Source organism: Mesorhizobium sp. M5C.F.Ca.IN.020.32.2.1 (genome assembly GCF_004023105.1).
Lineage (GTDB): Bacteria > Pseudomonadota > Alphaproteobacteria > Rhizobiales > Rhizobiaceae > Mesorhizobium > Mesorhizobium wenxiniae.
Map to the genome: position 1 here is coordinate 1 of NZ_RZSX01001260.1, position 1,294 is coordinate 1,294.

A 1,294-nucleotide genomic window follows, 5' to 3' on the forward strand; every position below is an offset into this window, starting at 1 on the left:
GAATTGCTGGATTTCCACGGCGTGAGGACACTGATCCGCACCGGTACCTGTGGTGCCCTAACTGCCGCGGTTAAACTGCGCAGCCTGGTGATCTCGCAGTCGGTGCGCGGTGAAAGTGCCGAGAGCGGCCAGGTTTTTGGGCTCTATGGTGCTGATGCTCGCCCCGATCCGGCGCTATTTTCCCGAGCCTTGGCCCGAGCTGCCGGAATCGGCATCGAACATCAGGCTGGGCTGACCATCTGCAGCGATATATTCTATCATCCTCAGGGGCGCGATCGCTTCGCCGAAGCGCAGGCCCACGGCGCGCTGGCCGTGGATATGGAGACCAGTGCGCTCTATCGCATCGCGGCGCATTTCGGCGCCCGGGCGCTGTCGATCCTGACTGTCGTCGACAATGTGGTGACCGGCGAGCAAACCGATTATTCCGAACGCCAGGCGCTTTTCACCGATATGACCCGCCTTGCACTCGATGTTGCGAGCGAAAGTTAAGCTGCTTGCCGCTTCGGAGCCGTGTGTTCTTCGATGCCCGGCCGATGGCCGCGCAGATAGAGGGCACAGGTCGTGCGCAACATCGAGGCGAAGTTCGGAATCTGGCCATTGATCTCTATGGCCTCGTCATAAAGCTTCGAGATGAATTTCGGCGTCGTTAAGCCTTGACTGTCGGCGATCTCGTCGAGCAATGCCCAGAACGTCGCCTCGAGCTGGATACTCGTCGAGTGCCCATCGATGCGGATCGATCGATTGATCTGCCGGTAGCCCTCCGGATCCTGCCCGGCAAAAACCCTGCACATCGTTACCTCCCGTTCTTAGTGGTCTTGGCCATTCTTGTTGATTTTAGGCGCAATCTGCAGCGATTCGCGCCTTTGAGCAGTGCCTATTGCGGCCAATTATCTTCAGCCGGAAAGCGGAAAACAGCAATCGGACTTTCGTCCTTAGGCGGTTTGCCACCCCGTCCTTAGATTAGCGCGTGGTAATCGGCTGCCACCACCTTTGCCGCAACCCGCGCATAATCACGCCGACGCGCACAAGGCGCTGCTGCGACGGAGTGTCATTTGGCGAAGACGATCCACACCATGATCCGGGTTCTGGACGAGGCCCGGTCCATCGACTTCTACCGGAAAGCTTTTGGGCTGGACGTCGCTGAACGGCTCGATTTCGAAACCTTCAGCTCGTCTATCTGAGCAATGTCGAGGCGGGGTTCGAAGTCGAGCTCACCGTCAACAAGGGCCGCCAGGAGCCTTATGCGCTCGGCGACGGGTACGGCCATCTCGCGGTTTCGGTCGCAGATCTGGAC

Annotated in this window: 2 protein-coding genes and 1 pseudogene; 2 read left to right on the top strand and 1 reads right to left on the bottom strand. The window is 59.2% G+C overall.

Annotated elements, in window-relative coordinates:
* Positions 1–489: purine-nucleoside phosphorylase (locus EOA86_RS34980; RefSeq protein WP_128345656.1), on the top strand; the 489-nt coding region annotated here is incomplete at its 5' end.
* Here EOA86_RS34980 and EOA86_RS34985 read toward each other — a convergent pair.
* Positions 486–791 (bottom strand): ribbon-helix-helix domain-containing protein, encoded by a 306-nt coding sequence (locus tag EOA86_RS34985; protein WP_077384009.1) that lies wholly within the window; start codon positions 789–791, stop codon positions 486–488. The two genes, EOA86_RS34980 and EOA86_RS34985, sit on opposite strands and share 4 nt — an antisense overlap.
* 261 nt (positions 792–1,052) lie before the next feature.
* Here EOA86_RS34985 and EOA86_RS34990 point away from each other — a divergent pair.
* A pseudogene (locus EOA86_RS34990) lies at positions 1,053–1,294 on the top strand (VOC family protein); the annotation flags it as partial.